This window comes from Immundisolibacter sp., assembly GCF_050250495.1.
Lineage (GTDB): Bacteria > Pseudomonadota > Gammaproteobacteria > Immundisolibacterales > Immundisolibacteraceae > Immundisolibacter.
In genome coordinates this window covers 23349-41540 of record NZ_JBFWOM010000018.1, presented here as the reverse complement: position 1 = coordinate 41540, position 18192 = coordinate 23349, and the positions used below count along the sequence as shown (strand labels likewise).

16 protein-coding genes and 1 tRNA gene are annotated in these 18192 nt (G+C 71.1%); 15 read left to right on the top strand and 2 right to left on the bottom strand.

Features of this window, described 5'->3' with window-relative positions:
- The first annotated feature begins 27 nt into the window (after positions 1-27).
- From waaF to AB7F93_RS11350, 10 genes are read left to right on the top strand one after another with little or no spacing between them, the layout of a single operon-like run.
- Positions 28-987, top strand: coding sequence for a lipopolysaccharide heptosyltransferase II (waaF, locus tag AB7F93_RS11395; RefSeq protein WP_428303043.1), 960 nt, complete (start codon positions 28-30; stop codon positions 985-987).
- A complete protein-coding gene (gene waaC / locus AB7F93_RS11390) occupies positions 984-2009 on the top strand; it encodes a lipopolysaccharide heptosyltransferase I (protein WP_428303029.1) in 1026 nt (341 codons plus the stop codon). Before waaF ends, waaC begins: the two co-directional genes overlap by 4 nt.
- Positions 2006-3130, top strand: a complete 1125-nt coding sequence (locus AB7F93_RS11385) for a glycosyltransferase family 4 protein (RefSeq protein ID WP_428303028.1) — start codon at positions 2006-2008, stop codon at positions 3128-3130. The genes waaC and AB7F93_RS11385 overlap by 4 nt, the downstream gene beginning before the upstream one ends.
- Positions 3127-3954: a lipopolysaccharide core heptose(I) kinase RfaP gene (gene rfaP, locus AB7F93_RS11380; protein WP_428303027.1), complete on the top strand. Its 828-nt coding sequence runs from the start codon at positions 3127-3129 to the stop codon at positions 3952-3954. Before AB7F93_RS11385 ends, rfaP begins: the two co-directional genes overlap by 4 nt.
- The gene (locus AB7F93_RS11375; RefSeq protein WP_428303026.1) at positions 3951-5339 is read left to right on the top strand and encodes a lipopolysaccharide kinase InaA family protein; all 1389 of its coding nucleotides are present in this window, start codon (positions 3951-3953) and stop codon (positions 5337-5339) included. Before rfaP ends, AB7F93_RS11375 begins: the two co-directional genes overlap by 4 nt.
- Positions 5336-7075 carry a carbamoyltransferase family protein gene (locus AB7F93_RS11370; protein ID WP_428303025.1) on the top strand — a complete coding sequence of 580 codons (1740 nt, stop codon included), beginning with the start codon at positions 5336-5338 and terminating at the stop codon, positions 7073-7075. Before AB7F93_RS11375 ends, AB7F93_RS11370 begins: the two co-directional genes overlap by 4 nt.
- Positions 7072-7998 (top strand): sulfotransferase family protein, encoded by a 927-nt coding sequence (locus tag AB7F93_RS11365; protein WP_428303024.1) that lies wholly within the window; start codon positions 7072-7074, stop codon positions 7996-7998. Before AB7F93_RS11370 ends, AB7F93_RS11365 begins: the two co-directional genes overlap by 4 nt.
- Before the next feature lie 34 nt (positions 7999-8032).
- Positions 8033-9016 (top strand): PdxA family dehydrogenase, encoded by a 984-nt coding sequence (locus AB7F93_RS11360; RefSeq protein WP_428303023.1) that lies wholly within the window; start codon positions 8033-8035, stop codon positions 9014-9016.
- Complete coding sequence (locus AB7F93_RS11355; protein WP_428303022.1) at positions 9013-10785, top strand: FAD-dependent oxidoreductase; 1773 nt, start codon at positions 9013-9015, stop codon at positions 10783-10785. The genes AB7F93_RS11360 and AB7F93_RS11355 overlap by 4 nt, the downstream gene beginning before the upstream one ends.
- Positions 10786-10802: 17 nt before the next feature.
- Positions 10803-11189, top strand: coding sequence for a hypothetical protein (locus tag AB7F93_RS11350; RefSeq protein ID WP_428303021.1), 387 nt, complete (start codon positions 10803-10805; stop codon positions 11187-11189).
- Between the two features lie 85 nt (positions 11190-11274).
- Here AB7F93_RS11350 and AB7F93_RS11345 read toward each other — a convergent pair whose 3' ends face one another.
- Positions 11275-12726: an NAD-dependent succinate-semialdehyde dehydrogenase gene (locus tag AB7F93_RS11345; RefSeq protein WP_428303020.1), complete on the bottom strand. Its 1452-nt coding sequence runs from the start codon at positions 12724-12726 to the stop codon at positions 11275-11277.
- A gap of 95 nt (positions 12727-12821) precedes the next feature.
- Here AB7F93_RS11345 and AB7F93_RS11340 point away from each other — a divergent pair, with 95 nt between their 5' ends.
- Genes AB7F93_RS11340 through AB7F93_RS11325 form a run of 4 tightly spaced genes read left to right on the top strand, consistent with a single transcriptional unit; the run spans position 12822 to position 16809 of the window.
- A complete protein-coding gene (locus AB7F93_RS11340) occupies positions 12822-13961 on the top strand; it encodes a thiamine pyrophosphate-dependent enzyme (protein WP_428303019.1) in 1140 nt (379 codons plus the stop codon).
- On the top strand, positions 13958-14944 hold the full coding sequence (locus AB7F93_RS11335; RefSeq protein WP_428303018.1) for an alpha-ketoacid dehydrogenase subunit beta: 987 nt from the start codon (positions 13958-13960) through the stop codon (positions 14942-14944). Before AB7F93_RS11340 ends, AB7F93_RS11335 begins: the two co-directional genes overlap by 4 nt.
- A 10-nt stretch (positions 14945-14954) precedes the next feature.
- Entirely contained in the window at positions 14955-16166 is a 1212-nt protein-coding gene (locus tag AB7F93_RS11330; protein WP_428303017.1) for a dihydrolipoamide acetyltransferase family protein, read from the top strand.
- A 31-nt stretch (positions 16167-16197) separates the two neighbouring features.
- Positions 16198-16809, top strand: a complete 612-nt coding sequence (locus AB7F93_RS11325; RefSeq protein ID WP_428303016.1) for a glutathione S-transferase family protein — start codon at positions 16198-16200, stop codon at positions 16807-16809.
- An 11-nt stretch (positions 16810-16820) separates the two neighbouring features.
- Here the strand turns inward: AB7F93_RS11325 and arsB are convergent, their stop codons facing one another.
- A complete protein-coding gene (gene arsB, locus AB7F93_RS11320; RefSeq protein WP_428303015.1) occupies positions 16821-17885 on the bottom strand; it encodes an ACR3 family arsenite efflux transporter in 1065 nt (354 codons plus the stop codon).
- Positions 17886-18085: 200 nt separating this feature from the next.
- Between arsB and AB7F93_RS11315 the strand changes: the two genes are divergently transcribed.
- Positions 18086-18170 (top strand) — tRNA-Leu (locus AB7F93_RS11315).
- Positions 18171-18192 lie beyond the last annotated feature (22 nt).

Here is an 18192-nt window from a genome sequence, read left to right as displayed (position 1 = left end):
GTGGTCGGCCCGTCCTGGGTCGGCGACATGGTGATGATCGAGCCGCTGCTGGCGCTGCTGAAAAGCCGCCAGCCGGCGCCCGCCATCGACGTACTGGCGCCGGCCTGGTCGCGCCCGCTGCTGCAGCGCATGCCGCAGGTACGCGCCGCCATCGACCTGCCGATCGGCCACGGCGCGCTCGCGCTTGGCGAACGGCGGCGCATCGGCCGGGCGCTGCGCGGGCGGTATGCGCAGGCCATTGTGCTGCCGGGGTCGTGGAAATCCGCGCTGATCCCATTTTTCGCCGGCATTCGAAAGCGCACCGGCTTTGTCCGCGAGCTGCGCTTCGGGCTGCTGAATGATCTGCGCCGTCTCGACAAGCGCGCCCTGCCGATGACGGTGCAGCGTTTCTGGGCGCTCGGCGCCGAGCCGGGCGCCGCGGTGCCGGCGCGTCTGGTGCCGCACCTGCGCAGCGACCCGGCCGCCGTGGCCGCCACGCGCGTGGCGCTGGGTCTCACTGCCACGGCGCCGGTGCTGGTGCTGTGCCCCGGCGCCGAGTACGGCCCGGCCAAGCGGTGGCCGCAGGCGCATTTCGCCGTTGTGGCGGGGCACTACATCGCCCAGGGCTGGCAGGTGTGGCTGCTGGGCTCGGCCAAGGACGCGCCGGTAACGGCGTCGATTACGGCGCGGGCGCCGGGCGCGGTCGATTTGGCCGGGCGCACCGATCTTGGCCAAGCCTGCGATCTCATCGCCGCGGCGGATCTTGTGGTCAGCAACGACAGCGGCCTCATGCACGTGGCGGCGGCCTTCGACCGGCCGCTGGTGGCGCTCTATGGCTCGTCCGATCCGGGCTTCACGCCGCCGCTGTCGGACCGCGCGCGGGTGCTCACGCTGGGACTCTCGTGCAGCCCGTGCTTCGAGCGCGAGTGCCCGCTCGGCCACATGAAGTGCCTCACGGACCTCGCGCCGGCGCAGGTGCTCGCGGCCGCCGACGCGCTGCTCGCATGAAATTGCTTCTGATAAAGACCTCGTCGCTCGGCGACGTGCTGCATGCGCTGCCGGCGCTCACCGAGGCCAGGGAGCACATCCCGACGCTTGCCTGCGACTGGGTGGTGGAAGAGGCCTACGCCGACATCCCCGCCTGGCACCCGGCGGTCGGGTCCGTATTGCCGGTGGCGATTCGCCGCTGGCGGCGCGCGCCGTTCGCCGCCTGGCGCAGCGGCGAGGCGGGGCAGTTTCTGTCGCGGCTGCGCGCGCAGCGTTACGACTGCGTGCTGGACGCGCAGGGCCTGCTGAAGACCGCGCCCGTCACGCTGCTGGCGCGCGGGCCGCGGGTCGGATTCGACCGGCGCAGTGCCCGCGAGGGCCTGGCGAGTTTCTGCTATGACCGCACGGTGCCGGTCGACCGGCGCGAGCATGCGGTCGAGCGCCTGCGCACGCTGTTCGCCGCCGCGCTCGGCTACGCGCCGTCGCCCGCGCCGCCCGATTACGGCATCGACCGTAGCCGCTTGCCGGTGCCGAGGGAAACCGGCGACTACCTCGTGTTCCTGCACGGCAGCACCTGGGCGAGCAAGCTGTGGCCGGATGCGCACTGGCGCGCGCTGCTCGCCCGCGCCGGGCAGGCCGGGCTCAAGGTACTGCTGCCGTTCGGCACCCCCGACGAGCAGCGCCGCGCCGAGGCGCTGGCGCAGGGCCAACCCCACGCCCGCGTGCTGCCGCCGCTGCGCCTGCCGCAGCTCGCCGCCACGCTGGCCGGCGCGCGCGCCGTGGTCGGCGTCGACAGCGGGCCGACGCATCTGGCGAGTGCACTCGGCGTGCCGACGGTGTCGATCTACGGCGCCACCGACCCCACGCTCACCGGCACCTGGGGCGCGCGCCAGCACCGGGCGCAGGCCGCGTTTCCGTGCGCGCCGTGTCTGAAGCGCGTCTGCCCGCTGCCGGCCGACAACGGTCTGCATCCGCCCTGCTACGGCCGGCTCGACGCCGACGCCGTGTGGGCGAGCCTGGAAACCCTGCGGCGGGCGGCGTGAAGATCGCGTTTGGCCTGTTCAAGTACTTCCCCTACGGCGGCATGCAGCGCGACGCGCTGTGCATCGCGCGCCTGCTCGTGGCGCGCGGGCACCGGGTGGAGTTCTTCACGCTCGACTGGCAGGGCGAGCGCGAACCGGCGCTGCCGGTACATGTGCTGCCGGCGCGCGGCCTCGCCAACCACGTGCGTTATTCCCGCTATGCCGAGGCGTTTGTCGCAGCAACAGGCGACTTCGACGGCCGCGTCGGCTTCAACCGGATGCCGGGGCTCGACGTCTACTACGCCGCCGACAGTTGCTTTGTGGCGCGCATGGAAAAGCGTCCGTTCTGGCACCGGCTGTCCCGGCGCTACCGCGCCTTCGTGGCGGCGGAAGGGGCAGTGTTCGCGCCCGGTTCGCGCACGCACATCCTCGCCATCTCGGTCGCCGAGGCGCGCCGCTACCAGGCCGCCTGGGGCACGCCCGACGCGCGCTTTCACCACCTGCCGCCCGGCATTACCGAGGACCGCCGCGCCGGGCAGGATGCGGCTGAACTGCGCGCGAGCCTGCGCGCCGAGTTCGGCATCGCGGACGACGAATTCCTGCTGCTGGCGATCGGCTCCGGCTTTCGCATGAAGGGGCTCGACCGCAGCATCAGGGCGCTCGGCGCCCTGCCGGCGGCCGTGCGCGCCCGCACGCGCCTCGTCGCCATCGGCCGCGACAAGCCGGGTGAATATCAGCGTCTGGCGCGCCGGCTGGGCGTGGCGGAGCGCTTCACCATCCTGCCGGGGCGGGACGACATCCCGCGCTTTCTGCAGGGCGCCGATCTGCTGCTGCACCCGGCGCGCTACGAGAACACCGGCGCGGTGCTGATCGAGGCGGTGGTGGCGGGCCTGCCGGTGCTGGTGACGCAGGTGTGCGGCTACGCCGAGCACGTGGCGGCGAGCGGCTGCGGGCGGACGCTCGGCGATCCGTTCTCGCAGGCGGAGCTGAACGCCGCGCTGGCCGCCGCGCTCACCGGCGCCGATTCCGGCAACGGGCGCCCCGCCTGGCGCGCGGCCGGCATCGCCTACGGGCAGGACCACGACCTGTGGCACCTGCACGCGCGGGCGGCGGACGCCATCGAAGCGGTGCTGGCGCGATGACGCTGGAACTGGAGCCCGAGATCGCGAAGGCACTCGGCGCCGATCCGTTCGCCGCGTTGATGCAGATGCCGGGCGAGGTGTACCGCGCCACCGGCGGGCGGCAGACCCTGCGCGTCGAGATCGCCGGGCAGGCGTATTTCCTCAAGCGCCATCACGGCGTCGGCTGGCGGGAGATCGGCAAGAATCTGCTGCAACTGCGCCTGCCGGTGCTGGGCGCTGCGACCGAAGTGCGCGCCATCCGCAAGCTGGAGCAACTGGGCATACCGACCATGCACTGCGCCGGCTGGGGGCAGCACGGCTGGAACCCGGCGCGGCGACAGTCGTTCGCGCTCACGCGCGCGCTCGACGACACGGTGAGCCTGGAGGATTTCTGCGCCGACTGGGGCGGTACGCCGGGCGATGCTGCGCGCCTTCGCCTCAAGCGCGCGCTCGTGCGCCAATTGGCGACGACGGCCCGCACGCTGCACGAGCACGGCGTCAACCACCGCGACTTTTACCTGTGCCACTTCCTGCTGCAGCGTGGCAGCCCGGGGCTTACCGAACCCGGCGGGCGGCTCGACCTGCACCTGATCGACCTGCACCGGGTGCAGCAGCGCCGGCGCACGCCGGCGCGCTGGCGCGTGAAGGACATCGCCGGGCTGTATTTTTCGGCGCTGGACGCGGGCCTCACGCGCACCGATTGCCTGCGCTTCATGCGCCTTTACAGCGGCGAGCCGCTGCGCGCGGCGCTCGATCGCGCCTTCTGGCGCAAGGTCAGCGCGCAGGCGGTGTTCCTGTACCGCAAGGCGCATCATCGTTCACCCCACCTGCCGGCGCCGCCGTGAGTACCACCCCCAGCCTGCCGCTGCGCCTTGACCTGCCGGAGCTCGGCGCCGTGGTCTGCACGCGGGCACTGCGCGTGCTGCCGGGCCGGCGCTGGACGCTCGCGGGGGCGACCGAGCGCGGCGCGCGCGCCGTGGTGGTGAAGCTGTTCCTCGCCGGCCGGCACGCCCGACGCGATTTCCGGCGCGAGCAACGCGGCTTCGCGCTGCTGCACCGGCACGCCATCAGCGCGCCGCAGGTTCTGTACGCCGGCGCGCTCGCCGAACCCGCCGGCTGGGTCGTGGTAACTGCCGCGCTCGACGGCACCCCCGCCGACGCGCTCGGCGAGGCCGCCCTGCCGGCCGTGGTGCGCGCGGTGGCCCTGCAGCACGCGGAGGGCATCGAGCAGCGCGACGCGCATCTTGGCAATTTTCTGATTGCGGACGGCCTAGCCTGGACGCTCGACGGCGCCGGCATCCGCGCCAGCCGGGCTTTGTCGGCACGGCGTGCCCGCCACAACCTCGCGCGCTGGCTTGCGCAGTACCCGCCCGGCATCGACCGGCGCAGCGGCGAGCTGCTGACGCTGTACCGCACCACGCGCTGGGATCGGGGCCGGGTCGGCTCGGGTGATGGATTCCGCAACCACATCGCCCGCGAGCGCCGCGAGCGCGAGCGTCGCCAGGTCGCCAAGTCGCTGCGCACCTGCGGGGCCTACATCGCGAGCCGCACGTGGCGCCGCTTCAGCGTCATCGATCGCGCCGCGGACACGCCGGCGCTGCGCGCCTGGCTTGCGGCGCCGGATGCGCCGTTTGACGACCCGCAGGCGGTGTGGCTCAAGCGCGGTCGCAGCGCGAGCGTGGTGCGCCTCACCCTGGACGGCCGGGACGTGGTCGTCAAACGCTACAATTTGAAGGATTTTCTGCATCGCCTGCGGCGCTTCTGGAGGCCCAGCCGCGCCTGGCAGAGCTGGCGCGCCGCGCAGCGTCTACTGCTCTGGGGGGTGCCGACACCAAAGCCGGTGGCGCTGCTCGAAGAGCGCTTCGGCCCACTGCGCGGGCGGGCGTTTTACGTCAGCGAGTACGCGCGCGGCGAGCCGCTGGCGACAGCCCTGCCCACGGCCGATCCGCCCACCCGCGCGCTGCTGCTGAAAAACCTGTGCGCGCTGCTCGGCACTTTGGCGCGCCTGCGCCTCAGCCACGGCGATCTGAAAGCCACCAACCTGCTGGTCGACAACGACAACACGCTGATGCTGCTGGACCTCGATGCCCTGCGCCGCCACCGGCGGCGCGACGCCTGTTTCCGTGCCCTCGCCCGCGACGTGGCCCGCCTTCGCGCCAACTGGGCCGACCAGCCGGCGCTGCTGGCCGAGCTCGACCGGGCACTCGCCGATGCGGGGCTTGCGCCGTGATCGTGCTGGGCCTGTCGGGCGCCGTGAATCACGACGCCTCCGCCGCGCTGCTCGTCGACGGCGAGATCGTCGCCGCGGCGGAGGAAGAACGCTTCATCCGCGACAAGCACGCCAAGGGCCGCCAGCCGGCCGAGGCGGCGCGATTTTGTCTCGCCCAGGCCGGCATCCGACCGGACCAGGTGGACGCCATCGCGTACCCCTACGCGCCGATCGGGCTGTCATCCCCGGCGCGCTGGCATTACGCCGCCCGCCACTGGTACGCGCCGGACCGTGCCCTGACGGCGCTCTTTGCCGGCAACCGCCGCTACACGCGAAACCGCGGCCGCGCGCTCGCCATGCTGGGCGAGATCGGCTTTGCGAACGCCGGCGCGCGCTTCGTGCCGGTGGAGCACCACCTCGCGCACGCGTCGAGCGCGTACCACCTGTCGGGCTTCGACGGCCGGGTCGCCATCCTCGGCATCGACGGCCGCGGCGAGTACGCGACCACGTTCTTCGGCTACGGCGAGGCCGGGCGCATCCACAGGCTCGCCGAGTTCTACGAGCCCGATTCGCTCGGCGGCCTGTACGGCGCCGTCACCGAGTACCTCGGCTTCGAGATGCTGGACGGTGAGTTCAAGGTCATGGGCATGGCGCCCTATGGCGATGCGCAGCGCTACGACCTGTCGCGCCTGCTGCGCTGCGACGGGCGGCGCCTGCAGGTGAACAATCGGCTCGTCAACGTGGTGGGCCTGCGCCGCTACAAGCGCGCCGGCAAGGGCTATTTCTTCAGTCCGAAGCTGGTCGACTGGCTGGGGCCGCCGCGGCAGGGCGACGCCATCGACGAGCCGTACATCCACTACGCGGCGGCGGTGCAGAAGCTGCTCGAAGACACCGTGCTGCGGCTGGTCGAGACGCACTTGGGCCCCACCCTGGCGCAGGGTGGCCAGCTCGCCTACGCGGGCGGCGTGGCGCTCAACGTGAAGCTGAACCAGCGCCTCATGGCGCGGCCGGACGTGCGGCGGCTGTTCGTGCAACCGGCGTCGGGCGATGCCGGCACGGCGCTCGGTGCGGCCACGTACGTGGCTGCCGGTGCCGGTGACACCGTGCAGCCCATGCGCCACGCGTACCTCGGTCCCGCCTACAGCACCGACGAGTGCCTCGCCGCCTGCGCCACGCACCCGGCGCAGCCCACGTTCCGACGGCTCGACGACACCGTGACCGCGGCGGCCGACATCCTCGCCGCCGGCCACCCGCTCGCCTGGCTGCAGGGGCGCATGGAATTTGGCCCGCGCGCGCTCGGCAACCGCAGCATCGTCGGCAACCCGTCCTTCCCCGGCATCGCCGAGCGCATCAACGCGCAGATCAAGTACCGCGAGCGCTGGCGGCCGTTCTGCCCGTCGGTGTCGGATCGCGTGGCAGCGGACCTGATCGGCACCGACCACCCGGCGCCGTACATGACCTTCACCTTCGACGTGGCACCGCACTGGAAAGAGCGGGTACCGGAAGTGGTGCACGAGGACGGCACCGCCCGCGTGCAGATCGTGACCGCCGACACCAACCCGCGCTATCACGCGCTGCTGGATGCGATGGCCGCGCGCACCGGCAACGCCGTGCTGCTGAACACGTCGCTGAACCGCCGCGGCGAGCCGATGGTGTGCTCGCCCAAGGACGCGCTCGACATGTTCTTTGGCTGCGATCTCGAATACCTGATCATGGAAGATGTGCTGGTGACGAAGCGCGGGGGAGACGTGCGATGACCGGCATCCTGTTCATCGTCGGGTCGAGTCGCAGCGGCAGCACCTTGCTGGAGCGCCTGCTGAACGAGCTGCCGGGCGTGGTGTCGGTCGGCGAGTTGCAGCGCGTATGGAGACGCGGCTTCGTCGAGAACCAGCTGTGCAGCTGCGGGCAGCCGTTTCACGACTGCGCATTCTGGGGCGAGGTGCGCGGGCGTCTTGCCGCCGGCGGCGACCTCGATGCCGTGGCGGCGGATCGTCTGAGTCGTCGGGTCTACAAAGCCGGCCTGCGGCGCACGAAAGCGACGGACGATCAAGCCGCGTTTGGCCGGCACTGGCAGCACCTGTTCACAGCCATTGCCGAGGTCTCCGGCGCCCGCTGGCTGGTCGACTCGTCGAAGACGCCGCAGCACGCGGCGCAACTCGCTGGCCTGCCGGGCTTCGACACCCGCTACCTGCACCTGGTCCGCGACCCGCGCGCGGTGGCGTTCTCGAAGATGCGACGGCGCCTTCGGCCGGAGATCCACTGGATGGAGTCGTACATGGCGACCCGCTCGGCCGGCGCCAGCGCGGCCAGCTGGAACACCACGCAGCGGCTCGCCGAGCGCATGCGCCGGCAGATCGATCGACCCTGGATGCGTCTGCGCTACGAGGATCTCGCCGCCGACCCGCGCCGTGCGCTGGCCACGGTCGTCGAAACCCTGGGCCTGCCGGTGGACGCGGACACGGGGCTCGGGTTTCTGTCCGGCCCGATCGCGCAGGTGCAGGTCGGGCACTCGGTGTCCGGCAATCCGATGCGGTTTCAGCACGGCGATCTGCGCATCGCGGCCGACGACGAGTGGCGCCGCGCCATGCCGGCGCGCAGCCGTTTCGAGGTCGCGCTGCGCTGCTGGCGCGGCCTGCGCCGCTACGGATACACCGGAAACGGCGCGCAACCCACAGGCTAGACTCGACGCCACAACAACCACAGGAGGAGCGGCCATGTCACCAATCGTCGCCACGGTCATCGGCGATCCCTGCGGCGTCGGGCCGGAGGTGGTGCTGAAGTCGCTCGCCGACCCGGCCCTGCCGCGCGACGGACGGCCGCTGCTGATCGGCAGCCTCGCAGCGCTCGACAGGACCCGCGCCGCCTGCGGCATCGACATCGCGCTGCGGGCGGTGGCCCATATCGACGCGGCGCGCTTCGAGCCGGGTATCGTCGACGTGCTGGACGACTATCCGCTCGACCCCGCCGAGATCGTGTTCAGTCGCGCTTCGGCGGCCTGCGGTCAGGCGGTGCTGCACTGGCTCGACACCGCCGAGCGCCTCGGCCGGGCCGGCGCCGTGCAGGCCACCATCATGGCGCCCATCGACAGCACCGCGCTGCGCCTGACCGGCCGACTCAAGGAACTCGACGACCTGCAACCGGCCGGCACCTGGCTGCTGCGCGTCGGCGACGGCCTGCGCGTGGTGCCGATCGCCGAGCACGTGCTGATGCGCGACGTGCCGGCCACGGTGACGCAGGCGAACGTGCTCACGCTGCTGCGCGTGCTGGCCAGCACGCTCGAAAACTTTGGGCTCCGCAAGCCACGCATCGCCGTGGCCGGGCTGAACCCGCACGCCATGGGGCCGGAGGATCGCGAGCAGATTGCGCCGGCCGTGGAGCAAGCGCGCGCGGACGGCATCGACGCCCACGGTCCGGTGTCGCCCGACGCGGTGTTTCGCCAGTGCATCGAGGGCAAGCACGACGCGGTCGTTTCCATGTACCACGACCAGGGGCAGATCGCCGTCAAGACCGCCGTGTTCGAGGGCGCCTGCTCCATCTACATCGGCCTGCCGTACGTGCACCTGTCCATCCCGCACGGCAGCGCCTACGACATCGCCGGCAAGGGCATCGCGCAGCACAAGAGCATGCTCGCGGCCATGCGCACCGCGGCCAACCTGGCGGCAGGGCGTGGTTTTGATCTCAACGGGGCACGCGCATGAGCAAACACGACCAGGACGTCGCCGATCCCGCCCGCCGCGGCTTCGTGCTCGCCACCGGCGGCGGGCTGGTGGCGGCCGGCCTTGGCGCCCTGCCTGTGGCGGCGAGCGGTGCGGATGCCGACTTCTCGCGCGTGGCGGACGTGGTGGTGGTCGGCTCCGGCGCGGCCGGCTTCAGCGCCGCGCTGTTCGCCAGGGAAGCCGGCGCCGACGTACTGGTGCTGGAAAAAGGCCCGGTGGCGGGCGGCACCACGCTGCGCTCGGGCGGCGTGCACTACATCCCGAACAACCGCTTCCTGCGCGCGGCCGGCGTGGCCGATCCGCGCGAGGATTTTCTGCGCCTCGCCGTGCGCATGAGCTACCCGGACCGCTACCGGCCACAGGCGGCGCTGTTTGGTAGCGGCGAGCTCGAATACGCGTTGCTGGAGACGTTTTACGACCATGCCGCGCCGACCGTGGATCGGCTGACCGAGCTTGGCATCGTCGACTACCTGCCGTTCATCGACTACGACCGCAGCCCGTTCCCGGACAACTACGCGGAACTGCCCGAGAACCGCGCCCCGCGCGGCCGCGGCATGGTGTGCAAGCCGAAAGCCCAACGTGAAGGCCGGTTCTATTACCTGAACGGCGGCGGCGTGGGCGTCGACCTGATCGAGCTGTTCCAGGCCGCGGCGGCGGCGCGGTCGATCCCGATCCTGACCCGCCACGCTGTCAGTGACCTCGTGCAGGACAGCACCGGCGGCGTGATCGGCGTGACCTGCGAGCACCGCGGGCAGCGGCTGCGCATCGGCGCCCGGCGCGGCGTGGTGTTCGCGACCGGCGGCTACATTCACAACCCGCAACTGCGCGCCCGCCATCTGCTCGGCCCGGTCTACGGCGGCTGCGGCGCGCCCACCAACCAGGGCGATTTTCTGCGTCTCGGCGCCCACGCCGGGGCCGCGCTCGGCAACCTGCAACACGGCTGGTGGATGGAACTGCTGCTGGAGGAAACACTCGCCAGCTCCGACGCGCCGACCGGCGTGTGGGTGGTCCCGGGCGACAGCAGCCTGGCGGTGAACCTGTCCGGCGCGCGCTACGCGAACGAGAAGAACCACCCCGGCAGCCGGCCACGGGCGCACTTCGCCTGGGATGCCGTCACGGGCGACTACCCGCAGCGCGTGACGCTCATGATCTGGGACGCGCGCACTGTGCAGCATCGCGGTGGCGTGATGGGCATCCAGAAGGCCGACGGCCCGCTGCCGGGGCACGTCATCGCTGGCGACGACTGGCCGTCGCTGACGGCGGCCATCGCGGCGCGGCTCGAAAAACTGCGCCCGCAGATCGGCGAGCTGCGCCTGGCGCCCGACTTTGCCACGCGCATCGCGGCCACCGTGTCGCGCTACAACGACTTCGCCCGCCGCGGCGTGGACGAGGACTTCGCGCGCGGTGCCGCGGCCGCCGACATCGCCTGGAACTACTTCGGCAACCTGCCGGTGATTCCGAGCGAGTACCCAAACCCGACCCTGCACCCGCTGTCGGCACAGGGTCCGTATTTCGCCGCGCTGCTGGTGGCGGGCGCCATCGACAGCAAGGGCGGGCCGGTGATCGACCCGCGCGGGCAGGTATTGCGCGCCGACAACGCGCCCATCGACGGCCTGTACGGCGCCGGCAATTGCATCGCCAGCCCCACCGGCGGCGCCTACTGGGGCGGCGGCGGCACCATCGGCCCGGCCGTGGTGTTCGGGCAACTCGCCGGCAGCGCGGCGGCAACCGCGCAGCCCCGCGCACTGTGATCGGTACTCGCCGGCGGGTGGCCGCGCTGCTGGGCAGTGCGCTGTGGATGAGCGGTGTCACCGCCGGCGAGGTGAGCCTCGCCCGGGACGTGCAACCCATCCTCGACCGCCACTGCGTGGCCTGCCATTTGTACGAATCGCAACAGGGCGGCCTGATGCTGGAGGCCGGCGAGACGCACGCCGCCACCGTGGGCGTACCCAGCACACAGTCCAAATTGCCGCGCATCGCGCCCGGCACCCCGGAACGCAGCTACCTCATCCACAAGCTGCGCGGCACGCACCTGAAGGCCGGAGGCAGCGGCGCGCCGATGCCGTTCAACGCCGACACCGGCGGCAACGGGCTGGCGAAGGACGAGCTCGACCTGATCGAAGCCTGGGTGCGCGCCGGGGCGAGAGATAACTGATTCACAAACGGAAAAACGCCATCACTGGCGTTTTTCCGTTTGTGCAGCGCGGTGCTGGCCCGCGCTGCGCTGGCTCAAGCGGTAATCAGGCGCCGCGCGGCACCGTCTGCGCCTCGGCGAACTCGTAGATGCCCTCGGCGCCGCCCTCGCGGCCGAAGCCGGACTGCTTGATGCCGCCGAACGGCGCCTCCGGCGTCGGCCCGGAGCCGGTGTTCCAGCCGACGTGCTGGAACTGCAAGCCGGCGATGACGCGCTGGGCGCGCGCCTCGTCGCGCGTGAACACGTAGGCGGCGAGGCCGAACTCCGTGTCGTTGGCCTGCTCCAGCACGTCCGATTCGCTGTCGAACTCCGCCGCCGGCACCAGCGGGCCGAAGGTCTCCTCGCGCCAGCAGGCCATGTCGCGCGTCACGCCGCGCACCACGGTCGGGGCGTGAAAGCCGCCCCACTCGGCGTCGAGCGGCTTGCCACCGCCGCCGATCAGCAGCTTCGCTCCCTTGGCCACGGCGTCTTCCACGTGCTGGCGCACCTTCTCGTAACCGGCGCGGTCCACCAGCGGGCCGATGTCGGTGTCGGGGTCCATGCCGTTGCCGAGCTTGAGCTTTTTGACCCGCTCGACCACTTTTTCGAGGTAGGCGTCCGCCACCGAACGCTGCACGTACACGCGGTTGGCGCACACACAGGTCTGGCCGTTGCCGCGGAACTTGCTCAGCATCAGCTGGTCGGCCGCGTGGTCGAGGTCGGCGTCCTCGAACACGATGAACGGCGCGTTGCCGCCGAGCTCCAGCGTGAGGCGCTTGACCTGCGGCGCGCTCTTCTCGATCAGCTCGCGGCCGACTTCGGTCGAGCCGGTAAAGCTCACCACCGCCACGTCGGGGTGGCCGAGCAGCGTGTCGCCGATCATGCCGGCGGAGCCCATCACGAGATTCGCCCGCCCGGCCGGCAGCTTGACGACCTGATCGAGCAGCGTGAACAGCGCCAGCATGGTCAGCGGCGTCTTGGAGGCGGGCTTGACGATGCTGGCGCAATCCGCCGCGATGGCGGCGGACAGCTTCTTGGCGATCATGCCGATCGGGAAATTCCACGGCACGATCAGGCCCACCACGCCGGCCGGGCGGTACTGCACGGTCCAGGTGCAGCCGCGGGGCTTTTCGTTGAGCGTGCGCGGCTTGAGCAAATCCAGATGCTCGGCGCAGTAGGCGAAAAAGCCGGCCGCGTAGTCGGCCTCGCCGGCGCCTTCCTTCCACGTCTTGCCGTGTTCGAGGCACAGGATGCGGCCGATTTCCTCGCGGTGCTCGCGCAGCGCCTGCGCAATGCCGGTAAGCCAGGCGTGGCGCTGCTCGAAGCTCGACGGCGTGCGCAGCGCCTTTTTCGCGGCCTCGATGGCGGCGGTGACTTCGTCCCGCGCCAGCGAGGCGACGTCGGCCAGGTGATCGCCCGTCGCCGGGTTGATGACCTTGAAGGTCTTGCCGGACGTGGGCCGCGTCCAGCGGCCGTCGATGTAGGCGTCAAGGTGCGGCAGCAGCGGCGAGTCGATCATGTGTTGTCCTTGGAGTGACGCGGCGCGGGCGCCGCAGAAGCTCGATGGCATTATAGGCCGGCCGGTCGCACGGGCCGGCGGTCGAGGAGGCAGCGATGGGACAGCACAAGTGGGCCGAGCAGGCCCCGGACGAGGATTTTTTTCGCATTCTGGAACCGGACGGCCGCCTTAGCGGCGAAGCACCGGACCTCGACGATGAAACCCTGCTGCGCCTGTACCGCACACTGGTGCTGACGCGCGCCTACGAGACGCACACCATCCGCATGCAGCGGCGCGGCGAGCTCAGCGTGACCGCGCAGTCGATGTACGAGGAGGCGGTGGGTCTTGGCGCCGCGGCGGCGCTGCGTGAGGGCGACTGGTGCTTTCCGTCCTACCGGCAGTTCGCGGCGCACCTGTACTGGGGCGTGCCCATGGACCGCACGCTCGCCATCCTGCGCGGCGGCGCGCCCGAGACGGTCGCCGAGCATTTGCCGCTCGAAACACCGCCCGGCGTCACCTTCACCCCGTACGGCGTGATCCTCGGCACGAATGTATTGAACGCCGCCGGCTCGGCCATGGCGGACAAATTCAACGGCCGCGACATCGTGACGCTGGCCTTCACCGGCGAGGGCTCCACCAGCGAGGGCGACTTCCACGATGCGCTGAACTTCGCCGCCGTGTTCAAGGCGCCGCTGGTGGTGGTGGTGCACAACAACCAGTGGGCCATCTCGACCCCCGCGCACCGCCAGCACGCGGCGCCCACCTTTGCCCACAAGGCGCTGGCGCACGGCCTGCCCGGCGAGCGGGTGGACGGCAACGACGTGCTCGCCATGTACCAGAAGACCCGCGAGGCGGTGGACCGCGCGCGCAGCGGCGGCGGGCCGACGCTGATCGAGGCCGTCACCTACCGCGTGGTGGACCACAACACGTCCGACAGCGCCGAGGTGTACCGCGACCAGGCGCTCGCCGAACACTGGAAGCAGTTCGACCCGCGCCCGCGCTTCGAGGCGTATCTCGCCGCCCGCGGCCTCTACACGGACGCGCTGCGCGAGCAGTACGAGGCGGAGTGCCTGGCCGAAGTGCAGGCCGCCGCGGCGCGCGCGCTGCCGATTCCGCGCTCGGACCCGATGACCATGTTCGACAGCCAGTTGTTCGGCGACCCCGGCTGGCACCTGCGCTTGCAGCAGCGGGAGCTCGCGGCCGAGATCAACGGCGCCAACCCCTACACCGTGATCGACCCGGAGGCCCTGTCGTGAGCGGCGCAACGACTGATCTCAACCTGGTGCAGGCGGTGAACGCCGCGCTGCAGGGCGAACTCGCCCGCGATCCCGCCGTGCGCGTGATGGGCTACGACATCGGCCCCATCGGCGGCGTGTTCCGCGCCACCGAGGGTCTGTACGACACCTTCGGCGGCGAGCGCGTCATCGACACGCCGCTGTCGGAAAACGGCCTCATCGGCGCCGCCGTCGGCATGGCCATGCGCGGCGAGCGGCCGGTGGTGGAAATCCAGTTCCTCGGGTTCCTGTACAACGCGTTCGGGCAGTTCGTGTGCCTGATGTCGAACGTGCGCGAGCGCTCGGGCGGCCAGTTCTCGGTGCCGATGACCATCCGCACGCCGTTCGGTGGCGGCATCAAGCCCTTGCAGTTCCACTCGGAATCGACCGAGTCGTACCTCATCCACACGCCTGGCGTGCGCGTGGTGTGCCCGAGCACGCCGGCCGAGGCCAAGGGCCTGCTGGCCGCCTCCATCCGCTGCGACGACCCGGTGGTGTTCCTGGAACACAGCCGGCTGTACCGGGCGTTTCGCGAGCCGGTGCCGGACGCGCCCTACGTGCTGCCGCTCGACCAGGCGCGCGTGGTGCGCGCGGGGCGCGAGGTCACGGTGCTGGCCTGGGGCGCCATGGTGCACGTGGCGCAGCAGGCCATCGACGAGATGGAAGTCGACGCCGAGCTGATCGATCTGCGCGTGCTCGCACCGCTCGACGTGACCACCGTTCTCGACTCGGTGCGCCGCACCGGGCGCTGCGTGATCGTGCACGAGGCGCGGCGCACGCTGGGCCTGGGCGCCGAACTGTCGGCGCTGGTCACCGAGCACGTGTTCGATTGCCTGAAGGCGCCGGTGCGGCGGGTGACGGCGTTCGACGTGCAGTTCCCGGAAAACCAGACCGAGGACTTCTACCTGCCCGACGCGCGGCGCGTTCGGCACGGCATCGAGTCGGTGCTGCAATACAAGTTCTGAGGAGAACGCGATGCGATTCGAATTCCGCCTGCCGGACGTCGGCGAAGGCATCACCGAGTCCGAACTGCTGACCTGGCACGTGGCGCCCGGCCAGGAGGTGCGCGAGGACCAGGTGCTGTGCGAGATCGAGACCGACAAGGCGACGGTGGAGATTCCGGCGCCGTGCAGCGGCCGGGTCGAGCAACTGGGGGCGCAGGTCGGGCAGACCATCAGGGTCGGCGAGATTCTCGCCGTGTTCGACGCCGAGCGGCCGCCGGTGCAGCAGTTCTCGGGCGAGAAGCACGCCGCGCCTGCGCCCGCACCGAAACCGGCTGCCCCGCCCGCCGCCCCACAGGTCGCGCCCGAACCACCGCCCGCGCCGACCGGCCCCGTGCGCGCCGCACCCAGCACCCGCCGCTACGCGCGCGAACACGGCGTGGACCTCGGCACCGTCGCCGGCAGCGGCCCCAAGGGCCGCGTGCTGCGGCAGGACATCGACGCCGCCGCGCGCCGCGCCGCGTCGGCGCCCTCCCCCGCCCCGGCCGGCGGCGAGAAACGCTGGCGCCTGACCGGCATTGCCAAGGCCATGTACGACAGCATGAGCCGTGCCGCCCGCGTGCCGCAGGCAACCACCGGCTTTGCGGTGAACGCCGCTGCCTTCGAGGCGGCGCGCAAGCGCCTGTCGGCCCACACCGGCACGCGCGTGTCGTTCGTCGCACTGCTGATCAAGGCGCTGATCCCTGCGCTGAAGGCCATGCCGCAGTTCAACGCCAGCCTCGACGACGACACGCTGGAAGTGATCGAAAAGCACTACTACCACATCGGTTTCGCGGCCTACACGGACGGCGGCCTCGTGGTGCCGGTGATCCGCGATGCCGACCGGCTGAGCGTGGTCGAGCTGTCGAACGCCATCGAGAATCTGGCCGCCCGTGCCCGCGAACGGCGCCTGGGTCCGGACGAACTGCGCGGCGCCACGTTCACGCTCAGCAATTGGGGCAGCCACGGCGGGCAGGACATCTTCGGCACGCCCATCATCAACCCGCCGCAGGTCGCCATCCTGGGCATGGGCCGGGTGCGCAGCGAACCGGTGGTGGTGGACGACAGCCGCATCGAGATCCAGCGCCGCCTGAACCTGGTGCTGTCCTACGACCACCGGCTGATCGACGGCGTGACGGCGCTGCGCTTCATGCAGCCCATCCTGGCGGCGGTGGAAGACCCGCTGCTGCTGCTGGCGGACGCGTGACTCGCGCCTAGTCGCAAAAGGAGGCTCGACCATGCAGCTCTACGGCTACTGGCGCTCCGGCAACACGCGCAAGGTGCGCCTGTGCCTGGCGGAACTCGGCGTCGATTACGACTTCGTGGTGGTCGACCTTGCCGCCGGCGGGCAACGCGCGCCGGACTACCTGCGCATCAACCCGAACGGCGTGGTGCCTACGCTGGTGGACGGCGCGCTCACGCTGTGGGAGTCGTCGGCCATCCTGCTGTATCTGGCCGAGAAATACCCGCAGGGCAACCTGTTGCCGCAGGCGCTCGACGAACGGGCCCGCGTATACAAGTGGCTGCTGTGGCAGCCAGCCACCTTCAACCCGCCGCGCCAGCGGCTGGTGGCGGAACTCGCCAAGCCGGACGCCGCCCGCGATGCGCAGGCCGTCGCTGCGCTGCGCGCCACCATCGCGCGGAATCTCGAAATCCTGGCCGAGGCGCTCGGCGGCAACGACTACCTGCTCGGCCGCTACACGCTGGCGGACCTGGTGATGCTGCCGCACCTGGCGGTGCTGCACGAGGCGGGCTTCGCCCTGCCCGGCACGGTGCACCGCTACCTCGACCGCCTGGCCGCCCGTCCGGCCTGGCAGGCGACGCTGGCGCTGTCAGCCCCACCCGCGTAGCCGGCCGGGCCTCAGACCACCCGCTGCTCGTACCAGGCCCGGCTGCGGTTCACCACGCGCACGACCAGCAGCATCACCGGCACCTCGATCAGCACGCCGACCACGGTGGCGAGCGCGGCGCCGGACTCGAAGCCGAACAGGCTGATGGCGGTGGCGACCGCGAGTTCGAAGAAATTCGACGCCCCGATCAGCGCCGACGGGCACGCCACGGGGTGCTGCTCGCCAAGCCACCGGTTGAGGCCGTACGCCAACGCCGAGTTGAAGAACACCTGGATCAGGATCGGCACCGCCAGCAGCGCAATCACCAGCGGCTGGCGCAGGATGGCCTCACCCTGAAACGCGAACAGCAGCACCAGCGTCGCGAGCAACGCCGCCGTGGACCACGGCCCGATGCGCTGCATGGCGGCATCGAAGGCGCCCTGCCCGCGCCGCAGCAGCGTGCGGCGCCACCACTGCGCCAGGATCACCGGGATCACGATGTACAGCACCACCGACGTGAGCAACGTGTCCCAGGGCACCTGGATGGCCGAGATGCCGAGCAGCAGGCCGACCAATGGCGCGAAGGCGAACACCATGATGGTGTCGTTGAGCGCCACCTGCGACAGCGTGAACAGCGGATCGCCGTTCGTGAGCCGACTCCACACGAACACCATGGCCGTGCACGGCGCCGCCGCCAGCAGGATGAGGCCCGCGATGTAGCTGTCGATCTGGCCGGCCGGCAGATACGGCGCGAACAACTGCCGGATGAACAGCCACGCCAGCAGCGCCATCGAGAACGGCTTGACCAGCCAGTTCACGAACAAGGTCACGCCGATGCCGCGCACATGCCGGCGCACCTGCCCCAGCGCGCCGAAATCCACCTTCACCAGCATCGGGATGATCATCACCCAGATCAGCAGCCCGACCGGCAGGTTGACGCGGGCGACTTCGAGCCGGCCGATCCACCGCACCGGCCCCGGCAGCACCTGCCCGAGCGCGATGCCGGCCACGATGCAGGCGAACACCCACAGCGTGAGATAGCGCTCGAAGGCGGACATGGCAGGCGCCGGGCGCGCGGCAAGGGCGGGCGTGGACATGGGGACCGGTGTAGTAACTATGAACAGTGCGAGGGAGCGAGCCTGCGGGGAGTGACGCTGCGCTCGCCGTCATTCTTCCACAGGCAGTCAACGACCACTCGGTGACGGTTTGGTGACACGAGGGCCATCGCCGGCGCGCCCCAAGGACCCCGCGGCCGGCTTGGGTATACTGCCGCCCCGGCGCGTGTCTGACGCCCGCAGCGAAAGTGGCGGAACTGGTAGACGCACTGGTTTTAGGTACCAGCGGGGCAACCCGTGAGAGTTCGAGTCTCTCCTTTCGCACCATTCCCTTCCCGATTCATCCAAG

Coding starts and splice junctions, on each gene's coding strand:
- waaF (WP_428303043.1), top strand. CDS start 28: ATGGTGATGATCGAGCCGCTGCTGGCGCTGCTGAAAAGCCGCCAGCCG.
- waaC (WP_428303029.1), top strand. CDS start 984: ATGAAATTGCTTCTGATAAAGACCTCGTCGCTCGGCGACGTGCTGCAT.
- rfaP (WP_428303027.1), top strand. CDS start 3,127: ATGACGCTGGAACTGGAGCCCGAGATCGCGAAGGCACTCGGCGCCGAT.
- AB7F93_RS11365 (WP_428303024.1), top strand. CDS start 7,072: ATGACCGGCATCCTGTTCATCGTCGGGTCGAGTCGCAGCGGCAGCACC.
- AB7F93_RS11360 (WP_428303023.1), top strand. CDS start 8,033: ATGTCACCAATCGTCGCCACGGTCATCGGCGATCCCTGCGGCGTCGGG.
- AB7F93_RS11355 (WP_428303022.1), top strand. CDS start 9,013: ATGAGCAAACACGACCAGGACGTCGCCGATCCCGCCCGCCGCGGCTTC.
- AB7F93_RS11345 (WP_428303020.1), bottom strand. CDS start 12,726: ATGATCGACTCGCCGCTGCTGCCGCACCTTGACGCCTACATCGACGGC.
- AB7F93_RS11340 (WP_428303019.1), top strand. CDS start 12,822: ATGGGACAGCACAAGTGGGCCGAGCAGGCCCCGGACGAGGATTTTTTT.
- AB7F93_RS11330 (WP_428303017.1), top strand. CDS start 14,955: ATGCGATTCGAATTCCGCCTGCCGGACGTCGGCGAAGGCATCACCGAG.
- AB7F93_RS11325 (WP_428303016.1), top strand. CDS start 16,198: ATGCAGCTCTACGGCTACTGGCGCTCCGGCAACACGCGCAAGGTGCGC.
- arsB (WP_428303015.1), bottom strand. CDS start 17,885: ATGTCCACGCCCGCCCTTGCCGCGCGCCCGGCGCCTGCCATGTCCGCC.